Below are 6,000 nucleotides of genomic sequence, written 5' to 3' on the forward strand. Positions count from 1 at the left end.
AAATCGAAAATTTTGTCTGCATTCCGTATAAAGATTTCATATATTTGAAGCCGCTTACAAAAAAAATGAAGTATATAAAAAGAATTATGGACATAAGAAACAGAATGCAGCAACTATTGACTGCCATCAACCAGGGAGTTTATGAAAAAGATACGGAACTAGGCTTATCGCTGTTGGCTGCGCTGGCTGGTGAAAGTGTTCTCTTATTAGGACCTCCGGGTGTAGCCAAATCTATGGTAGCACGCCGCCTGAAAGCTGCATTCAAGGAAGCGAAAGCTTTTGAGTATCTGATGTCCCGCTTCTCCACCCCCGACGAGATATTTGGCCCCATCAGCATCAACCGCCTGAAAGAGTTTGATAAATACGAGCGTGCCGTCGAAGGGTATCTGCCCACAGCAAGCGTCGTGTTTCTGGATGAAATATGGAAAGCCGGGCCTGCCATACAGAATTCATTACTCACCGCCATCAATGAGAAAATTTACCGCAATGGAGACAGTGAAATCAAACTGCCACTCAAACTCCTGATTGCCGCCAGCAACGAACTGCCTGCACACGGCGAAGGTCTGGAAGCCTTGTGGGACAGATTCCTGTTGCGTATCATCTGCACCTGCGTGCAAGATGAAAAGACTTTCCACAGTATGTTGCTCGACGACAATGACAAAGAAATAACCGTCCCCGCAGACCTTCAAATCGGCGAAGAAGAATATGTGGAATGGCGCAAACAAATAGGACAGGTAGCCGTACCCAGCGATATATTGCAGTACATCACCAACGTCCGCCGACAATTGAAACGACTTCCACTGGACGATGAAGACACAGCACGCAGCATATACGTAAGCGACCGCCGCTGGAAAAACATCGTGCAACTACTGAAAGCCTCAGCCTTCATCAACGGACGGATGGAAGTTAACGCCGCAGACTTGCTTCCTCTCTATCATTGCCTCTGGAACGAAGCAGACGAATGCGCACCCATCCACCAGTTGGTGCTTCGGGAGTTATTCACCTCTTGCCTGGAAGAGATGGAAGAAATTACAGAGTCCATAAAAGCTGACATCCGGATAAGCCGGGTACGACAAGCTTTGGAAGACTTCAAAAACAATACTTCTCCAAAGAATGATCTGGAGATTACGGACTATTTCTACTATCATATAGAAGAGCATGGCACAGGTCATACCTACATCTTTGCCGTGGATTACCTCGCACTGAAAGAACAGAAAAGGGAAAACTCGCCCCGGCAAGCCCTCATCTATCCCGATCCGCTAAACCCGGGACGTTCCATCATCCGGTGTTATCCGGGCACAGGTCCGTCTTCCGCTCCACAACAACGGGTGAACTTATACAGGGAAGGCACGGAGTTTCTGCTCATAGACGGTGTGCGCTACCCCATGACACAAAAGAAAAAAGAGACGAAAAGTATTTCTGCCGCCAATAAAGAGCCTCAAATATTCGACAATACGCCCCGCATAACCACCCGCGACTACCGGAACGAACTGAACCAACTCTCACAACGTCTGCTCAGTCTCACCGACACCTTATGCACAGATAATATCTTTGTGCCCCAAGCGGACAAAGACCTGGTCAGCCGCTTCTCGGACGAAGTACGGAAAAAACTGCGGAACGTAGAGATTGAAGAGGAAAAACTACAATTCAACTTGCAGCAATATGGCGGGACTGACCAAAAAGAAGTATGATATAAACTTCTACGCAAAGGTAGTCGAGAAATTCGTACAGACCGGAGAGTGTGCCGAAAACGCATATGGCGAAACGGAAGACCCTCTGTATCTTTATCTGCTGTCTATCATGAACAACCCTTCCATCAAACTGCAAGTTCTGGAAAATGAAGTTCATGCACGTATATTCTATGACATCACCACACAATTCGTCTGGCAATTCCTCGAACAGGAAAAGTTCCAGATGCAAAGAGCACAGTCCGAACTCGGAGAAATGGAAAGTGCCCTCAACTGGATAAAGGAGAAGCGCGACGGCTGGCAGGCGCTTCTGAGAAAAATCAAAGAAGACTACAAAGAGAATGCTTTCGACGAGCCATTCTACGAACACATGTTCGGTGACAAAGAGCAACAACACGACCCTTCTGTCTGGGAGAAAATGTTAAGTGACTGGGAAGACTCCTTCCAGCAGAAACTACAGGAACAGAAAGAGAAAAACCTGAACGACCGGAAAGACTTTCTGGAAAAGAAACTGAAGACCAGCCTGAGCAAGATACCGGAATACCTGAAAGAGCACCAGGTGGAACAAGAAGAATTCTTTCAGGCATGGAGCATGATGAACGGCCTTTGGAATACTATCGACTTCGAGAGTATCCGCAAGATCGTAAAACTGCAAAAAGAATATCCCGAGCTCCTGAAAGTAGCCAACCGTATGGGCCGGATTGCCGACGATGAAGGTAGCAAACAGGTATACGTGACGGAAGGTAGCATCTATAAGTTATCACACTCACAGAAAAGCGACATCCTGGGTGTCACCACCGGCAACGACTTGAACGCCCTGCTCCCCTCAGAATTGCTTTACTACTCTGACAGCGAATTGCAAGACGTCTTCATGCTAAAATACTTCACGCAGAAGTTGCAAACCTTTCGCTACAAATCAGAAATCATGCAACCTTCCCGACGCCTGGAAGCAAAGCCCGCCATCCTGAAAGGCCCGATGATTGTGTGCCTCGACACGTCGGGCAGCATGACGGGCAAACCGGAAAAAATGGCCAATTCTCTGCTGATAAAACTCATCGAAATAGCGGAGTTGCAGGACAGGGAATGTTTTCTGATTACTTTCTCCGTAGCTACCCGGACCATCGACGTACGGTGTGAACGGCAGAAACTGATGGAATTTTTCAGCCACCCGTTCACCGGTGATACGGATGCCACCCGGATGCTGAAAGATACATTCAGAATGCTCGACCAGAACCGTTATATGAATGCAGACGTTCTATTAATCAGTGATTTCCGCATACCGAAGTGTAAACCGGAATTAATAAAGCAAATGCAAGCAAACCGGGAGAAAGGAACTTTCTTCTACGGTCTGCAAATAGGTATAGCCCCCAACGATTGGGTGGAATACTTCGATCACATGTATAAGGTGGAATACCAGATTTCGCGGCGTAACTAACAACTTCTTTATATCCAACCAATCAAAGCCAGTCCAACAATTCCACCGGACTTTTCATTTGTCTCAGTCTGGAATGTGTAAATGTCTCCACTACCTCATGCTGCCACATCACCTCAAAAGGAATATGCACGCCATATCCGCCTATCGCCAACACTGGCTGAATATCAGATTTCAACGAGTTGCCAATCATCAGGAATTCCTCAGGAGCCACCTGCAGTACTTGCAACAAGCGGTTATATTCTTTCTCCGTCTTATCGGACATGATTTCAATATGGTCGAAATAAGAGATCAGTCCAGAGCGTTTCAGTTTACGTTCCTGATCCAACAGGTCGCCTTTTGTTGCCACTACCAGTCGATAGCAGCCTTGTTCTTTCAATGCTTTCAGCGTATCTTCCACACCGGACAGCAATTCAATCGGCATTTCAAGCAAAGATTTACCCAGAAGAACAATTTGCTGTATCTTATCTGCTGCAATCGTCTGATTGCTAATCTGCAAAGCCGTCTCAACCATCGAAATGGTAAATGCTTTGGCACCATAACCCAGACATTCCAGGTTACTCATCTCTGTTCTAAACAGTTCTGCCGAAATCTCCTTTGCACTGCCGTAATCGCTCAGCAACTCCGTATATTTCCGTTCCACTTCCTGAAAGAAAGGCTCATTGCTCCAGAGAGTATCATCGGCATCGAAAGCGATGACTTTAATATCATGTCTCATCTTTTATATCTTAAAAATAACAATTAATTTTGAAGTAACCACATTCCCATAAAACGGTCGTACACCATATATCCATCCGCAGATTTATAAACGAGTTCTTTTTCCACCAATGATTTCAAAGCTACATTGACACTACTGGGAGTTTTCAAGCCATGTCCCAAAATAAACTCCCCACTATTAGGAGCCTGCACTTTTATTTCACGGGCAATGGCTTGCATCAATGCGAACTGATTATCCGTCAGCAAAAGTATCAAATTCTGATAAACAGGAGTGTTTTCTTCGAGAATTCCCCTCAAAGCCTGTTCCGCCTGACTGATATCTACAATAGATTCATCCTGTTCATACAGACGATTCAACAAAGCCTGTACATACCAGGTATGCCCTTCGAAGCGCATATATATACTATTAAACACGGATTTATTCAACCGATGCCCTTTTTGCTTAAAAAAGTTCTTTGCAAATTGATAATATAACTCTTCATCTATTTCAGCCAGCACCATCAATTGAGTACTTTGGTAAAAGGGACGTTTAGCAGACATAAACATTTCCGTCATCAAATGCTGGCTACTACCGGCAAAAATAAAACGTACATTTGGAAGAAACTGAATATAAGAACGAAGCAATGCTTCCGTTCCTTCTTCCGGATAAGAAGCTATTTGCTGGAATTCATCAATAGCAATATAGCAATGCCTGCCCGAAGCCGCCATATAGTCAAAGATTTCCTTAGGTCTGTTCGGACTTATTCGAAACAAAATCCAGTGTCACCGAAGGAATTCCCGTCAGTTCATCCGTACTTATCACCGGACGACAGAAACGAAAGAAAGAAGTCAACTTATGCAATACGCTTTCACTGAGGGAATCAAGTTGCCCCAATACAGTCTTCGCCAGCAGACGAACAAATGCAGACAAATCACGTGTAGCAAAAATATCCATATAAAAGCAAGCCACTTCCGGGCTCTGCTCCTGTAAAGCATGGAATACATTTTTTATTAATCCGGTCTTCCCCATGCGCCGAGGGGCAATCAAGGTCATATTCCTTTCATTATTCAAGGCGGATAGTATCTTTTGCGTTTCTACCTCACGATCGCAAAAGAAACGGGGCCCCGCATAGCCATAAACTAAAAAAGGATTCTTAGGGTGCATCTCCTGTAGTTTCATAAGCAACATTACATATTTTACGTTACATATTTTATGCAACGCAAAATACGGAATATATTTCGTATAAAACAAATGGACATGAACTTTTAACGCCTTTTATGCGGAGTCAGTGCATTCCGGATACAGTGAGGGTACAGTCGGAGGTAAAATATAACTGTGATATATATAATACAAACTTTATTCGTCGATTTTAGCTGAAAACCGCTATCTTTGCACACCAAAATGCGCTCATAACAAAAGACATAGATATATCACAATGGAAAAGAAATTCAAACGCACTACCGTTACGTCGGCATTGCCCTACGCTAACGGACCGGTTCATATCGGACATCTGGCAGGAGTTTATGTACCTGCCGATATCTACGTCCGCTACCTGAGACTGAAAAAGGAAGATGTAATCTTTATCGGTGGTTCGGACGAGCACGGAGTACCCATCACTATCCGTGCCAAGAAAGAGGGCGTGACGCCGCAGGATATCGTAGACCGTTACCATACACTTATCAAAGACTCATTCAAGGAGTTCGGCGTGTCATTTGATGTGTATAGCCGTACCACTTCGAAGACGCATCATGATACAGCTTCCGAGTTCTTCCGCAAGCTGTACGAGAAAGGTGAATTCATCGAAAAAAACAGCATGCAATACTACGACGAGGAAGCCAAGACGTTCCTTGCCGACCGTTATATCACAGGCGAATGCCCCCACTGCCATGCAGAGGGCGCTTATGGCGACCAGTGCGAGAAGTGCGGCACCAGCCTCAGCCCCACGGACCTGATTAATCCGAAGAGCGCCATCAGCGGAAGTGAGCCCGTGATGCGCGAGACGAAACACTGGTATCTTCCGTTGGATAGGTACGAAGAATTTCTGCGCGAATGGATTCTGGAGGGGCACAAGGAGTGGAAAACGAACGTCTACGGGCAGTGTAAGAGCTGGCTCGACGGAGGTCTCCAGCCGCGTGCCGTGAGCCGCGACCTCGACTGGGGCATTCCGGTTCCCGTGGAGGGCG

The 6,000-nt window shown here is 45.7% G+C and carries 4 protein-coding genes and 1 pseudogene; 3 read left to right on the forward strand and 2 right to left on the reverse strand.

Annotation, left to right across the window (positions count from 1 at the left end; genetic code table 11):
* Nucleotides 1–86: 86 nt before the first annotated feature.
* Both QZ135_RS19840 and QZ135_RS19845 read left to right on the forward strand, forming a co-directional pair.
* Complete coding sequence (locus QZ135_RS19840; protein WP_294613416.1) at nt 87–1,691, forward strand: AAA family ATPase; 1,605 nt, start codon at nt 87–89, stop codon at nt 1,689–1,691.
* Nucleotides 1,663–3,123, forward strand: coding sequence for a hypothetical protein (locus QZ135_RS19845; RefSeq protein ID WP_294613419.1), 1,461 nt, complete (start codon nt 1,663–1,665; stop codon nt 3,121–3,123). Before QZ135_RS19840 ends, QZ135_RS19845 begins: the two co-directional genes overlap by 29 nt.
* Nucleotides 3,124–3,145: 22 nt before the next feature.
* Here QZ135_RS19845 and QZ135_RS19850 read toward each other — a convergent pair whose 3' ends face one another.
* Both QZ135_RS19850 and QZ135_RS19855 read right to left on the reverse strand, forming a co-directional pair.
* Complete coding sequence (locus QZ135_RS19850) at nt 3,146–3,838, reverse strand: HAD family hydrolase (RefSeq protein ID WP_294613422.1); 693 nt, start codon at nt 3,836–3,838, stop codon at nt 3,146–3,148.
* Nucleotides 3,839–3,861: 23 nt separating this feature from the next.
* Nucleotides 3,862–4,981, reverse strand: a pseudogene (locus QZ135_RS19855) (ATP-binding protein).
* A gap of 271 nt (nt 4,982–5,252) precedes the next feature.
* Between QZ135_RS19855 and QZ135_RS19860 the strand changes: the two are divergent.
* A partial coding sequence (locus QZ135_RS19860; RefSeq protein WP_294613425.1) for a class I tRNA ligase family protein occupies nt 5,253–6,000 on the forward strand: 748 nt, incomplete at its 3' end.

This window comes from uncultured Bacteroides sp., assembly GCF_905207245.1.
In the GTDB taxonomy this organism is placed as follows: Bacteria; Bacteroidota; Bacteroidia; order Bacteroidales; family Bacteroidaceae; genus Bacteroides.